This is a genomic window from Allocellulophaga tsushimaensis (assembly GCF_055383085.1).
The window spans coordinates 2,803,435-2,818,195 of sequence record NZ_AP039451.1 but is presented as its reverse complement, the minus strand read 5'-3'; the positions used below and the strand labels follow the sequence as shown (position 1 = coordinate 2,818,195).

Sequence of the window (14,761 nt, the reverse complement as noted above, 5' to 3'; positions counted from 1 at the left end):
AATTTTAAGTTGTGTTTAAGCATTCATTTATTTTTTTTGATTAATTGATTTTACTCTTCTTTTAAAGCTTCAACGGGGTTTATAGTGGCTGCTCTATAACTTAACCAACTCACAGAAGAAATAGCAATTACTAATGCTATAAAACCTGCTAATGCATATATCCACCAACTTATACTGGTTTTGTAAGCAAAACTTTCTAGCCACTCGTTTAAAGCATACCATGCTATGGGGCAAGCAATAATGTAAGCAATAACTACCCATTTTATAAAATCGCTATTAAGAGTAACAAGTATTTGATTTATTTGAGCGCCGTTTACTTTTCGAATTCCAATTTCTTTCTTCCTTTTCTTTGTATTAAACAATGCTACCCCTAAAAGGCCTAAGCATGATATTAGTAAGGCTAAAAGGGTTGAATAACTTAGTATTTGGCTGAATTTTTGATCCTGTAGATACTGTGCTTCAAATGCTGCATTGGAAAAATTAAAAATAAACTCTTCCTTAGGATATAATTGATTCCATATTGCTGCAATTTGTGACGCTGTATTTGATATATCATTAGTATTTACTTGAAACGAATAATAACCCACAGAGTGATCCCATATAATATTTTGTTGATAAATGGTTGGTCTAACTGGCGTATGCAATGATATGTGATGATAATCTTCTACCACTCCTTTTATTTCATAATTCCGCTCTCCTATTGTAATAGATTTGCCAATAGCGTTATTGGCATTAATCATATTCATTTTTGAAAGTGCGCTTTTATTAATCAGGATTTCATTTGATTTCCAGTCTTCTTGATTTCTCAAATTTTCACCTGCTACCAAAGGAATTGCATAAACATCTACATACCCATCATCAATACTTACCAGGTTAAAAGTAGCAGGGAATGGAATTTCTTCGTCTAAAGCTTTCACTTTATCATTAAGGCGATGGATTGGTTTTCCTGGAATAGAAGAACTTGTAGTGAACGAAGTAACACTTCCTAAAGCAGCTACTTCATTTCTAAAGGTAGTTAGTTTACTAGAAAGTTCTGGATGTTGGTTCATAGTCATAGGTGTATAACTAAATATGGTTTCACGACCATTAAAACCTAAATCCCTGTCCATCATAAACCTCATTTGTTTGTAGATCCCAATTGTAGAGATAATCAGTATAATAGTGATCGAAAATTGTAAAGTCACCATTATTTTTTGGCTAGTCCATTTTTGATGTAATTTTTGACCTCCAGATCTTATCGTAGAAAAAGCCTTATGCTTTACTATAGATAGAAATGGGAGACCACTTGCCATAAAAGAAACAACAACTCCAATACTAGCTACTATTAGCATACTATAGGTTGATATTTTGTGTAGCAAGAGCTGTGATTCTATTAAATAATATGCTAAAAATGTAGCAACGCCTATAGCCACAAGATTAAAGAACAAACTTTCTGTAAACATTAGTCTAAATACTTCTCTATACCGAGCACCATTCAGCACTCTAATAGCATGATTTTTAGCATTTTCTATCGTAGAAATAGTATTTAGATTGATAAAATTGATGATACATACCAGTAATACAACAATAATTATAATAAAAAGAAATACAACCTGTGTAAGATTACCATTCGTAAATGCTTCATGATCTAATTTAGATTTTAAATGGATATCAGTTACAGGCTGAAATATAAAATCCATATCGGCATCTTTAAGCTTTTGCGGTAACGCCACCTTTTCAAGTAAAGTAGGCAGCTGTTTTTGAATACTAGCAATTGATGCTCTTTTTGCTAATTTTATATAACAATAAGAGCGGTACTCTACAGGAGATTGCCATCTGTTAACAGCATATGGTGTAGGTTTCTGATAGGTATAATTAGGATTATCTATTAATAACTGCGTTTTATTATCAAAATTTTGCAAATAGTAGAAGAGGGTTTTGTACGTTCCTACCATATCAATCTTTAAATGGCTATTGTCTGGAATATCCTCAAAAACTGTGTCCACTACATATTTCCACCCTTCATTAACGCTTAATTCTTTTCCTAAAGGATTTTCATTTCCATATAATTTTTTTGCAAAAGATTCTGAAATAGCAACTCCATGTATATTTTCAAGCAAGGAAGTACTTTTTGAGGCTAAAATTTTTCTGTTAAATACTTCAAAAAATGTAGGATCACTCCAAACAAAATTCACGTCTTGTATTTTCTGCTGTGGCCCATTAAAAACCGTAACTACATCTTTTCCAATATTACAATGAGAAATAATACTCTCTAATTCTTCATCTAATAACTCTGACGATCCTCCAAAGTTTTTTGCAGATTTCACTTCTTCGCCATTCTCATAAGTAACATCTAAAGCAACTCTATAGATAGCTCCAGAATTATCCCAAAACTTGTCGTAATTCGTTTCATACTGTATTTTTTCAATCAGGAAAATAAAAACAGTAAAGCCTACTATTAAGCCTAAAATTTTGGTGAAGCTCAAGAATTTCTTTCTACCAATATTTCTAAAAATCACCTTAAACAGTTGTACTATCATAATTTATATATTATTCATCTCTTAACGAATCAACTGGGTTAGCAATTGCTGCTTGAAAACTTTGCCAGCTTACCGTTAACAATGCAATGAAAAGTGCTGAAATACCCGCTAGTGCAAAAATCCACCAACTCAATGTTGTTTTGTATGCAAAACCTTCTAACCATTTATGCATAGCGTACCAAGAAATAGGGGTAGCAATAAGAAATGCCAAACCTATCCATTTTACAAAATCTATATTCAGAAGACCAAGCACTTGTGGTATCGTTGCTCCATTAACCTTTCTTATTCCTATCTCTTTTTTACGTTGTATCACGGTATACGATGTAAGTCCAAACAGTCCTAAAGAAGCAATGAATATTGCCAAAAGCGTAAAAATCTGGAAAGCAGTTCCAAAAGCTTTATCATCTTTGTATTGTGCTTCAAACTTCTGGTCTAAAAAAGTATAGTTAAAGGTACTTCTTGGAAAAACCTTAGTCCATTCAGATTTAATTTGTTGTATAGAAGATTCAAAACCTGTTAGTGATGTTGCTGAAGCATCTAATTTTACCAAAAGATTACTTACATCACTGCGTTCATATCTAATCATCATAGGTAACATAGAACTTTTCAATCCAAAATGATAATAATCTTTAATAATTCCTGTTACTTTCCACTCATTATTACCCCAAAAACGTAATGTTTTATTTAGAATGTCTTCATGAGATGAAATCCCCATATTTTTAAGGAACGTTTCATTAACTACAACCTGTCTTCCTCCTAAATCTGATGACGGCAGAAAGGTACCTCCAGACAAAAATTCGATATCTACTAAATCAAAATAGTCTGGTTGCGCATGATAGGTATAAAATATTTTATCGGTTTCTTGAGTGCCATTAGGCAAAAAGATTCCACGAGTAGAGGAGAGATTATCAAAACTATCGCCAGGGTAGGTCTGTGTTATCGCTACTTGTTGAACAAAAGGTAATTTCTTTAATTCTTCTTGTAAAACTTTGTAATCTCTAGTCAAAAGAGAATCTACTTTAGTACTAACTACTTCTCCTTTTAATGCAACAACTTGATTAATATTAGCCCCTATGGGCTGACTTTCTAAAAAATGAATCTGCTTGGTTACTACAATAGTGCCTATTAATAAAATAATAGTGGCTAAAAATTGAGTAACAATAAGTCCTTTTCTAATTACCAAACCTTGGGTAGAAGCCTGTATTTTACCTTTTAAGGCTTTTACAGGAGAATAGTTACTCAATAGTAATGCTGGGTATAGCCCAGCGAGAATCATACCCAATAATATAAAGAGATAATAAGGTAAAAAAGTAGTGATATTAGTTAAGCCTATACTAAGTGCTTTACCCGTAATGTTATTATAAATAGGTAATAGAATTACAACAAAAACTAAAGAAATTGAAATAGCGATAAAATTTAATAAAATAGATTCTATGAGAGATTGAATAATTAATTGTGATTTTTGCGCTCCGGAAACTTTACGAATACCCGTTTCTTTTGCCCGCTCCATAGACTTTGTTGCTGATAGGTTTATATAGTTTAGCCAAGAAAGTATTAGAATAATAAAAGCAATAGCCATTAAAAATTTAATACGTGTAACACTCCCATTTGCCGAAACTTCATAGGGCTTATTGGAATATAAATGAATGTCTTCAAGAGCTTCAATACCATGTTGTTCTTCTGTATCTTCTTCTATATCACTATCTATTATTTTCTGACGCAATGCTGCAACATTAGCATTTTTATCTAGTTTTAAATAGGTATAATAATTATTCATATTCCAATTGAGTTCATGAATCCTTGGACCATAATCTGTCCATGTTTTTTCGGTTTCATAAGAAATTAAAAACGAATTTCTATAGTGAGCGGTTTTAGGAACATCGGCCATGATACCTGTTACTGTAAGAACTGCTTTTTCACCATCCCTAAATGCAGAAATTGTTTTTTGTATTGGATTTTCATCTCCAAACAATTTTTGCGCAAATGATTCAGAAAGCACAATAGAATAAGGTTGAGAAAGCACCGTTTCTTTTTCTCCTTTTAACAGTGGATAGTTAAAGATGGTAAAGTACGAAGGGTCTGCCAATGAGCCCAAAGGTTGTTCTAATATACGTTCCCCTAATTGAAAGGTTAGTTTTTCAAAAAAATAAAACCGAACATAATCTAGTACTTCGGGGAATTCCTTTTTTAAAGCAGGCCCAGTTAAATTATAGGTTTGTGCATCCCCAGGTACAAAGGCATCTCCTTCCATGTATTCCATGTAAGCTCTATATACCTGCTCTGAGCCTTCAAATTTATCATAGCTACGTTCATAGTTTACATACAGCATAATCAGTACAAAGGAAGCCACGCCAATTGCCATACCAAAAATATTGATAAAAGAATAGAGCTTATTTTTAAGCAAATACCTTGTTGCAATTTTAAAAAATAGTTTATACATGTTGTATTTTTTATTCCGTTCGTAAACTTTTTACTGGGTTTGCTGTAGCAGATTTTAGTGATTTAAAAGCAACAGTTAAAAAAGTGATCATTAAAGCAAAGCCACCTGATAGTGCAAAAACCCACCACTGGATGTCGATATGATAGGTAAAACCTTCTAACCAGCCTTGTAAAAAGTAATAGGCTATTGGTGATGCTATAACTAATGAAACAAGTACTAGCTTTATAAAATCTTGTGTGAGCAATTGTACTACTGAACGTACACTTGCTCCTAATACTTTTCGGATTCCTATTTCTTTTTTCTTTTGCTCTGCTACATAAGAAACCAATCCAAAAAGTCCCAAACAACTAATAAGAATCGCTAAAATTGTAAAAACCATAGAAAGTTGCCCTAAGCGTTTTTCATCATCGTATAGTCGTTCCACTTCACTATCTACAAACCTGTAATCAAAAGGAACATTTTTAACTGTTATTTTCCATTGTTTTTCTAATTTTTCCAAGAGTTGTGCATAGTCTGTAGTATTGGTTTTTAGAAATAACCAATTTGGATCGCTTTCTTTATGTAAAAACAATGGTGCAATTTCGTGCTTTAGAGAAGCATAATGATAATCTTTTACCACACCAATAACCTGCATTTCATAAGTTTCATCCCCAAAACTTTGAATCAGTCTAGAACTTAGAGCTTCTTCTTCTTTAATGTTAAAGGCTTTTAATGTTGCCTGATTCACGATGATCTGATCAAGCGTATCTGCGGGAGTAAAATCTCTTCCTATAATCAAAGGGATGTTCATGGTTTCAAAGTAACCATCACTTACGCCTTGTCTTTTAACTATTGTGGTATTTTCTCTGTTCCCACCAGGAAGATATAAACCGTTATCACTAAGTATCACTTCCGAAGGAGCATAATTACCGCTAGATACACTAAGTACCCCTGGAATGCTCGTAAATGAAGATTTAAGCGATTCAAATTTACTTGATGCTTCATCAGTACCAATTCGTAAAGCTAATAGGTTATTCTTATTGTATCCCAAGTCTTTTTCTTGTGTAAACCGAAACTGTTGTGCTACTATTATTACTGTAGCAACCAAACCAATAGACACCACAAACTGAAAAATGACCAAAGCTTTTCTAAAATTTCCATTACCAGATTGCAATATCGTAGCGCTTTTAAGTGCTTTAATAGGTTTAATAGCTGATAATATGAGTGCAGGATATATCCCAGAGGCTAAACCTGTAAATATTCCTAAGGCAAATAACAATGATCCTATTTCCCAATGCAATAGATCCTGATATACTAGACTTGCTCCAGTAAGTTGATTAACCAAAGGAAGTGCTAAAATTGTTAGTGGAATACTTATAAGCATTGCAAATAAAGACAATAATAAAGATTCTCCTAAAAATTGACGCATTAGCATATTTTTATCAGCACCAACAACTTTACGAACCCCAATTTCTTTAGCCCTTTTACTGGCTCTTGCAGTACTTAGGTTGATAAAGTTAATGCAGGCTACTAACTGAATAAAAAATGCTAATAGTAATAAAAAATAGAGGAATTTAATATTAGAAACCTCATGAATTTGATTGTCTCGTCCTGCTGAATACAAATGAATATCAGGGACTTTCTTTAATAATAGCTTTTTATTGGTCATCCCTGCATCTGATAAGTCTTTTGCCCCTCTCTCTTGGATAAAATTGGGAAGCTTATTTTGTAAACTACTCACATTAGCATTAGGTAACATTTTTACATAACTATACACAAAATTATTGGTAGCAAAACTTTCAAAATTTTGTACAAAAGTTCCCATCCCTGGTGTACTCATACTCACAATATAATTAGGGTTTAAGTGCGATTTTCCATAGGTTTCATCAAATACACCTTTAACGGTTAAGGTTTGTGCATCTACACCACTACCCCATGTTACCGCTTTTCCTAATGCCTTTTTAGTCCCAAACATTTTATGTGCTAAATACGAAGAAAGCACTAATGCATTAGGTTCATCTAAAGCTGTTTCTGGTCTTCCTTCTATAAATTTGTAACTAAACACTTTAAAAAAAGTAGAATCTGCCATATAAACTCTAGGCTCATAATACGCATCATTACTATCAGCAGCAGCAATTAAATTACTATAAAACACATCGGTTAAAACAACACGAGTAGCTTCTTTTACTTCTGGAAAATCTTCTTTTAGCGCAAAAGCAATTGGAGGCGAGGCTGCTGCCGTATTAAAAGTTTCTGCTTCATCTCTTTCTATAATGGTTTCTACTCTGTAAATGGATGCGGCATCTTTATGATGTTCATCATAGCCAATTTGGGCAAACACAAATAGTAAAATGGAAAGGCAACTAACGGTACCTATGGTAAGCCCCATTAAATTAATAATAGTTTGCTGTTTATTTTTTAAAAGATTACGCCAAGCAATTTTAATATATTGTTTTAACATGATTGATGCTTTTTTTAATGCTTCGACTACGCTCAGCACAAATTGATGAATTATTCTGTTTGTAAACTTTTTACCGGTTTAGTAACTGCTGCTTTAATAGATTGAAAACTGATGGTAATAAATGTAGTGACCAATGATCCTAAAATAGCTATTGCAAAAATCCACCAGCTTAATTCTGCTCTATAATTAAATTCTTGAATCCAATTGTTCATATAATAATAACCAATAGGTATTGCTATGATACAAGAGATGATCACTAATAAAAGGAAATCTTTAGAAAGCATTTTCCATATGCTATACACTGATGCTCCTAATACTTTTCGGATGCCAATTTCTTTAAAACGTTGTTCTGCCATAAATGCAGAAAGACCAAAGATTCCAATACAACTGATTAGAATTGCTAATAAGGCAAAGAAGCTTATTAATTTCCCCATGCGCTTTTCTTCAGAAAAATATTGCTGGTACTCATCATCTAAAAATGTATATGAAAAAGGTTGTTCTGGATCGTATTTTTTAAAAACACTTTCCATATGTGCCAAGGCTTCTTTTGGGCTTCTGTTTGGCTTGATTTTAATATTAATATAGTTCAAGAAATTTCCATAATGTAAGGTAAAAATAGTAGGTTTCACAGCCGTAAAAGGAGATCTAGTCACCATATCTTTAACAACACCTACAATCTTAAATTTACCATTATCTCCCCATTTTACATATTCGCCTACTGGATTTTCTAGCCCCATATAACGTACTGCAGTTTCATTTATAACAAAAGCTAAAGAATCGCTTTTAAAATCTCTAGAAAAGCCTCTACCCTCTTTTAACTCCCAATTTATCATTTCACCAAAATCATGTGTAGCCCTCAGCGTATTAAATTCTTCTGCAAAACTTGGATCCTTCCCTTTCCAATCAAAACCACTATTTGTAGTGAACGTACCGGTTACCAACACATCAGAGGCGGCAACATTTTCAATATCTTGTGACTCAAGAATTTCTTTTTGTACCGTTTCAAAACGATTTAGAATATCTTTTTTAGTAATAGGCACATATACAATTCCTTCTCTCTCGTATCCTAAAGGTCTGTTTTCTACATACTTCATTTGCCTATATATAGTAACAGTGCCTATTATTAATGCCGTAGAGATAACAAACTGAAAAACCACTAAAACTTTACGTAAGGGTACGGCGCCATCTTTTCGATTAAAAGTTCCTTTTAAAACTTTTATAGGTTTAAAAGAGGACAAATAAAAAGACGGATAACTACCCGAGATAAGGCTAGTAAGTGCTATAAAACAAATTGAGATAGCCCAAAACTCATATGAATTCCAAGGGATACTTAAAGATTTACGCGTTACCTCATTAAAAGTAGATTGTGCTAAGAGCACTAATATTAATGAAAATACAAAGGCAATGCATACTACTAAAAAAGATTCTATTAGAAATTGAAATATTAATTGATAGCGTATAGACCCTATAGTCTTACGAATCCCTACTTCTTTAGACCTTTTAACAGATTGAGCAGTAGTAAGATTCATAAAATTAATACATGCCAACAATAAAATAATAATTCCAATAATACCAAATAACCAAACGCTATCTATAGCGCCTCCAGTATTAATACCATTTTCGAAACGAGAATATAAATGCCATTTTGATAAGGGGTGTAAATGAATTACTGGTTTAAAATTTGCACTAGAAGCATCTTCTTTACTTAAATTATCAAGTTTAGAATTTTTAATAACAGTAGATGCCACATCTACAGCTACTCCGTCCTTTAATTGTACAAAAGTCTGAAACCAATTATTTCCCCATCCAACACGCTCTTCATAACCTTGCGCTTTTTTTAAAAATTCCCAAGATGCAATAAACTTAAGATTCGAAAAACTATTATTTTTTGGAAGATCTTCATAAACACCAGCAACTAAAAGGGTGGTAGAAGATCCTATCTGCACATTTTTACCAACAATATCAGTAGTACCAAAAAGTGCTAAAGCTGCTGTTTTTGATACTATTACTGATGAAGGATCTTCTAAGGCCCCTCTTGTACCTGTAAGCATTTTTAAGGATAACATTTCTGTGATAGCTGGTTCTGTAAAAGAACCAGAATAAGAGATTTTATTTTCGCCAACCGTAAATAAAACATCAAAAGGAAAAGTACTTGTAATGACATGTTCAAAATAATCGCCATAATCTGTACGGAGTACAGGTGCTAATTGCATAGGCTGATTGGAATCTGTCTTAATTTCTCCACTAAAGGTTTGTGTTTGCATTACTTGAGCAATACGATCGTAGTTTTCAAAACCTTTGTTATACGATAGTTCATCAAACACCCAAACGCCTATTAAGATTGTAGTTGCCATTCCAATAGAAAGCCCTCCGATATTTAACAAAGCATGTCCTTTTTTCTTCTGTAAATTCCGAAACGCTATTTTGATATAATTTTTTAACATAATTGATTGATTTTTTTGATTGATGCTTCGACTACGCGCTGCACAAGTTGATGAATTATTCTGTTCGTAAACTTTTTACAGGGTTAACTATGGCTGCTTTAATTGCTTGGTAACCTACTGTTAATAATGCTATGGTTAATGCCATAATTCCAGCAAGTGCAAAAATCCACCAAGAAATAGTTATTCTGTATGCAAAATCTTCTAACCATTTGTTCATAAAATACCAAGAAACTGGTACAGCAATTACAATAGCTATTAGAACTAATTTTAAAAAGTCTTTAGACAATAATGTTGTTATACTTTTAACTGATGCTCCCAAAACTTTTCGAATCCCAATTTCTTTAATCCGATTTTCTGCCATGTAACTCGCCAAACCAAATAGACCTAGACAAGAAATGAAAATTGTGATAAGGGTAAACAAGCTAACCAATTGATTTGTTCTTTTTTCATCATTGAATTTCTTAGCATATGCCTGATCTACAAACTCATAATTGAAAGGGTACTCTGGGTTATACTTACGGAAAACAGCTTCTACATTAGCTAGACTTTCTGATGTTTTCACTTCTTTATTAAGCTTGATATGGATGACACTGAACCAAGCTTTGGCTCCCTCTATTACAATAGGCTCAACTTTTTGAAATGGAGAATTCATAACAAAATCTTTTACCACCCCTACAATATGCCAATCTCTATTATTGTCTTTAATTATTTGCCCTATAGGCTCTTCAAAATTCATTAGTTTTACCGATGATTCGTTTATAATCGCAGCTGTAGAATCAGTTGGATATTTTTTCAAATCAAAATCGCGACCTGCAATAAGTTCAATACCCATAGTTTTTACAACAGCATCATCAGCAATAAACCTATGCACTAATGTTTTATTATCCTCACTTTTACCCTTCCACTCAAAACCCCATGTATTACTCTGAGTTTCTGTTATTGGAGAATTGGTTTTAGTTACAGATTCTGCTATTCCTTTAGATAAAAGCTCTGTTTTAATCAAAGTATAATTCTTTTCTATATCTCCTTCCATCGTTGAATAAGTTAAATTATTCTTAGCATAACCCGCTTGCCGATCTTGAACTTTTTTCATTTGCTTTGTTACGATGAGACTCGCAGTAATAAGAATAATGGCTGCAGAGAATTGAAGTACCACCAAGACTTTTCTAGGTGTAATTGGAGCGCTTATTTTTTTAAAAGTTCCTTTTAATACTGCAGAAGGTTTAAACCCAGAAAGGTATAAGGCAGGATAGCTACCTGATAATATTCCTGTAAAAAGTATAACACCAAAAACAGTTAACCAGAACCATACATTAGTCAAGTCTAATACCAATGGTCTTTCTACCAATTCACTAAAGGATGGTAAAAACAGCAGCACAAATACTAATGCAAGTACTGAGGCTAGTATTGAAATTAATATAGATTCTCCTAAAAACTGACCAATCAACGCAGTTTTTCTTGCTCCCACAACTTTCCGAATTCCCACTTCCTTTGCTCGTTTTTCGCTACGGGCAGTACTTAAATTCATGAAGTTGATACAAGCAATAATTAAAATAATAGCAGCAATAATTCCAAACATGCGAATAAGATCAATTCTACCTCCAATTTCCTTTCCATTCTCAAATTCTGAATACAACCAATACCTTGACCAAGGATATAAAAAGGTGATCATATCAGGAGATTCTTTGTCGTACCTTTTGCGGAGTGTTTTAATTTTCTCTGAAAAGGTATCATAGTCTACTCCATCCTTCAACAGCACATAAGTGGCAATTGAATTGTTTCCCCAATGTTCATCGGTCCAACCTTTTTGATGAATGTAGGCCCAAGGCATTAAAAACTCAAAATTAAACCCTGTATTATTAGGATGATCTTTCAGTATCCCCGTTATTTTAAAACTATCAGCATTATCTACTTTTACTATTTTACCAACCGCTGGTTCGCTGCCAAACATTTTTTTTGCAAATGTTTCCGTAATAACGATGGAATTGACATCTTCTAAAACTGTTTCGATATTTCCTTCCAATAGCGGAAAACTGAAAATATTTAAAAAATCAGGATCAACAACAGTACCAACAGATTTTATCCTCTTGTCCTCTTTTGAAAATAAGAATTCTGTATTATAGAAGTATCTAGAAACACTTTTCACTTCAGGATAATCATTTTTTATTGTAGGTGCCATGATTTTTGGAGTGGAATTCCAAGTCCATATTTCACCATCTACAGGTGCTTGATTATATACTTGATAAATCCGGTCTTTCTTTTCATGAAATTGATCAACGTTCATTTCAAAATTAACCCATATTAAAATAAGGGCTGTTACCGCAAGACCAATGGAAAGACCCATAATATTTAACAAAGAAAAACTCTTGTTTTTAAGTAAATTCCTCCAAGCTATTTTTAAATAGTTTTTTAACATCTTTACGATTTTTTAATTGATGCTTCAACTGCGCTCAGCACAAGTTGATGAATTATTCTGTTCGTAAGCTTTTAATAGGATTAGCTTTTGCTGCTTTAATCCCTAAAAAACTAATGGTTAGTATTGCAATTGCAAGTGCCAAAAGACCTGCTAATGCAAACACCCACCAATTTACGTCTACACTATAGGCATATGCATTAAGCCATTTGCGCATTACATACCATGAAAAAGGAGTGGCAATAAGAATGGCAATACATACTAGCTTAATAAAGTCTTTAGATAATAGTTTTACAATACTAGCAACCTCAGCTCCCAATACTTTTCTAACCCCTATTTCTTTAGTCCGCTGAATAGCGCTATAGGTTGCCAAACCAAGTAAACCAAGACAGGCTATTAAAATGGCAAGAAATGAAAATATGGTAAATAGCTTCTTAAATTTAAAATCTGCTTCATATTGCGTATTAAAAGATTCATCTAAAAAACTATATAAAAACGGACGATGAGGTGCTAAAACTGCCCACTTATTACCAATATCTTTAATAACTTTTTGTAAATCCTTTGATTTTAGCTGTAAGGATAAATACCTACTACTGTAAGGCTCTAAACGTAAGGTTAAAGGAGCAACTTGTTGGTGTAGTGATAAATAATTAAAATCTTGGACCACTCCAACTATAGTTCCTTCTTTTCCCCATTGTGCAAAACGCTTTCCTATAATATCTGATGGATTTGCATATCCAAAGCTTTTAGCTGCAGCTACATTTACTACCATTGAAGAAATAGTATCTGTAGGAAAGTCTCTGGAATAGGCTCTCCCAGCAACAACTTCTATATCATAATGTGGTATAAAATCAACATCTACTTCATAAAGAAATGGTTCAAAATTTTCCATTTTACCCTCATAGGTTTCGATATTAGTACCAGCAGCAGGAAAATGTCCACCAGGGACTGTTCTAGAAGCAGAAACAGATGTAATATCAGGATGGCTTAAAAACTCGCTTTTAATAGTTTCCAAACTATTGAGCACTTCATTATCCCAATTAAAATCAATAACCAATTGTTGTTCTCTATCAAAACCTAAATTTTTATTTAGCATATAGGCTAACTGTGTATACACAATGATAGTACTTGCAATTAAAGCGATGGAAAGGCTGAATTGGAATATCACTAGTCCTTTTCTAAGGTTTACCCCATTTTTAGAGGTCCTAAAAACTCCTTTTAATACTTTAGAGGGTTTAAAATCAGATAACACAAAAGCGGGGTAACTTCCTGCTAGTAAACCTGTAACTAAGGCAGTTCCAAAATATAGGGTAAGTGTAAAACCACTAAAAATTTCTTTAACTAAAAACTGCTTCCCCGTTATTGTACTCATCCATGGTAGGCATATCACAACTAAAACCAAACCAATTAGTGCTGAAACTAAAACCATGATTAATGATTCTCCTAAAAACTGATAGATCAATCCTTTTTTATCCGCTCCTATTACTTTTCGTATCCCAACTTCTTTAGCCCTTTCTAAAGAACGCGCAGTAGCTAAGTTCATAAAATTGATAGATGCAATTACTAGAATAAAAAGTCCGATAATGGAAAAAATATAAATATTAGACAAACTACCCGTAATACCAGGCTGGCGAGCAGCTTTAGAATTTAAATAGGCATCTTTTAAAGGCTCAAAAGAAAGGTTGTAGTAATATTCAGCATCTTCAGGAGGTCTATTTCTTTTTAGAAATTCTGGCATTTTAGCCTGAAATGCGGTTTGATCAAAATGATCTGTTACCAAAAAATAAGTGTAAAAATCTACATAACCCCAAGCATCAAAAATACCTGGCCTAGTTTGGTAAAAAGAACTCATGGACATCAAAACATCAAAAGAAAAATGCGAATTTTCGGGGATATCTTTCATGACCCCAGTTACGGTATAGATACCATCATTAGCTCTACCACCAACGCCATCTAAAGTTTTACCCATAGGATCTTCATTACCAAAGTATTTTTTGGCGGTGCTTTCGGTCAATACTATAGTGTAAGGAGCTTCTAGCGCAGTCTTAGGATTACCAGAAAGTAATGGCCAACTAAATACCTCAAATACTGTTGGATCTACATAAAAGCAATTTCCCTCCTGAAAAGAAATATCTTGGTATTTAAATAAATTATCTGATCTCCCTGAAAATTGAACTTTTTCAATAACTTCAGAGAAATCTTTTTTTAACGCCGCTCCAACGGGTGCATTCCCCCAAATCCATTGATCTTCTAAATTATCTTCACTACCATGATGTACTACTCTATAAATATTACTTCCCTTTTCATGATAACTATCATACGAAAGTTCGTTACTTACAAATAACGAAATCAATAAAAAACAAGTCATACCGATAGCAAGACCTCCAATATTTATAGTAGAATACCCCTTATTTTTAATAAGATTACGTAAAGCGATTTTTAAATAGTTTCTAAACATAACTGTTTATTTTTATTTTATGTTTTGAGCCATACTCAGCACCAATT

Annotated in this window: 6 protein-coding genes; all 6 read right to left on the bottom strand. The window is 33.1% G+C overall.

The window, feature by feature from the left end; all coding sequences use genetic code 11:
• Positions 1–50: 50 nt before the first annotated feature.
• Genes ACZ451_RS12205 through ACZ451_RS12180 form a run of 6 tightly spaced genes read right to left on the bottom strand, consistent with a single transcriptional unit; the run spans position 51 to position 14,714 of the window.
• On the bottom strand, positions 51–2,519 hold the full coding sequence (locus tag ACZ451_RS12205; RefSeq protein WP_464212784.1) for an ABC transporter permease: 2,469 nt from the start codon (positions 2,517–2,519) through the stop codon (positions 51–53).
• Between the two features lie 10 nt (positions 2,520–2,529).
• A complete protein-coding gene (locus tag ACZ451_RS12200) occupies positions 2,530–4,959 on the bottom strand; it encodes an ABC transporter permease (protein WP_464212782.1) in 2,430 nt (809 codons plus the stop codon).
• Between the two features lie 10 nt (positions 4,960–4,969).
• Positions 4,970–7,399, bottom strand: coding sequence for an ABC transporter permease (locus ACZ451_RS12195; RefSeq protein ID WP_464212780.1), 2,430 nt, complete (start codon positions 7,397–7,399; stop codon positions 4,970–4,972).
• Between the two features lie 50 nt (positions 7,400–7,449).
• The gene (locus tag ACZ451_RS12190) at positions 7,450–9,843 is read right to left on the bottom strand and encodes an ABC transporter permease (RefSeq protein WP_464212778.1); all 2,394 of its coding nucleotides are present in this window, start codon (positions 9,841–9,843) and stop codon (positions 7,450–7,452) included.
• A gap of 55 nt (positions 9,844–9,898) precedes the next feature.
• The gene (locus tag ACZ451_RS12185) at positions 9,899–12,259 is read right to left on the bottom strand and encodes an ABC transporter permease (RefSeq protein ID WP_464212776.1); all 2,361 of its coding nucleotides are present in this window, start codon (positions 12,257–12,259) and stop codon (positions 9,899–9,901) included.
• A 52-nt stretch (positions 12,260–12,311) separates the two neighbouring features.
• Entirely contained in the window at positions 12,312–14,714 is a 2,403-nt protein-coding gene (locus tag ACZ451_RS12180; protein ID WP_464212774.1) for an ABC transporter permease, read from the bottom strand.
• Positions 14,715–14,761 lie beyond the last annotated feature (47 nt).

Coding starts and splice junctions, on each gene's coding strand:
- ACZ451_RS12205 (WP_464212784.1), bottom strand. CDS start 2,519: ATGATAGTACAACTGTTTAAGGTGATTTTTAGAAATATTGGTAGAAAG.
- ACZ451_RS12200 (WP_464212782.1), bottom strand. CDS start 4,959: ATGTATAAACTATTTTTTAAAATTGCAACAAGGTATTTGCTTAAAAAT.
- ACZ451_RS12195 (WP_464212780.1), bottom strand. CDS start 7,399: ATGTTAAAACAATATATTAAAATTGCTTGGCGTAATCTTTTAAAAAAT.
- ACZ451_RS12190 (WP_464212778.1), bottom strand. CDS start 9,843: ATGTTAAAAAATTATATCAAAATAGCGTTTCGGAATTTACAGAAGAAA.
- ACZ451_RS12185 (WP_464212776.1), bottom strand. CDS start 12,259: ATGTTAAAAAACTATTTAAAAATAGCTTGGAGGAATTTACTTAAAAAC.
- ACZ451_RS12180 (WP_464212774.1), bottom strand. CDS start 14,714: ATGTTTAGAAACTATTTAAAAATCGCTTTACGTAATCTTATTAAAAAT.